General features: G+C 59.0%; 1 pseudogene. It reads left to right on the forward strand.

The annotated features are described in order from the left end of the window. Nucleotides 1-510: pseudogene (locus tag L696_RS30825) on the forward strand (hypothetical protein); the annotation flags it as partial.

Here is a 510-nt window from a genome sequence, read left to right on the forward strand (position 1 = left end):
GCTTCGGCGGTGCTCACGAGCCATCTGGCCCCGGATAGTGTATCCAGTCGTGCGCTTCAAGCGGAAAGCATCACCTCGGAAAAGCTGGCAGCACGCTCGGTGCAAGGAATGAATCTCGCGGAAGGCAGCGTCGGGCCTTCACATCTGTCTGCACAGGCTATACACCCCCAGCATCTGGCAGCCGGGGCGGTACAGGATAGAGCGCTGGCAGAGGGAGCAGTGAAGTCCGTGCATATCGCACCGGAGTCCATCCAGCCGCACCATCTGCACATCGGAACGATTCAGGGCGTGCATATCGCATCACAGGCGATATCAACCGATGCCTTGCAGGATGAGTCTGTTACGTCCGACAAACTGGCGAATGAGAGCGTGACGGCCGCCAAGCTGTCCGCCGAATCGGTCCAGCCCTGGCACATTACGGACGAAGCTGTGCAAGGAAACCATTTGGCAGAAGAAGCGATCCAATCGAGCCATTTGGCCCCGGAAGCCATCACCTCTGCCCATTTGCAG

Origin of the sequence: Paenibacillus maysiensis (assembly GCF_000520815.1) — a bacterium.
In the GTDB taxonomy this organism is placed as follows: domain Bacteria; phylum Bacillota; class Bacilli; order Paenibacillales; family Paenibacillaceae; genus Paenibacillus; species Paenibacillus maysiensis.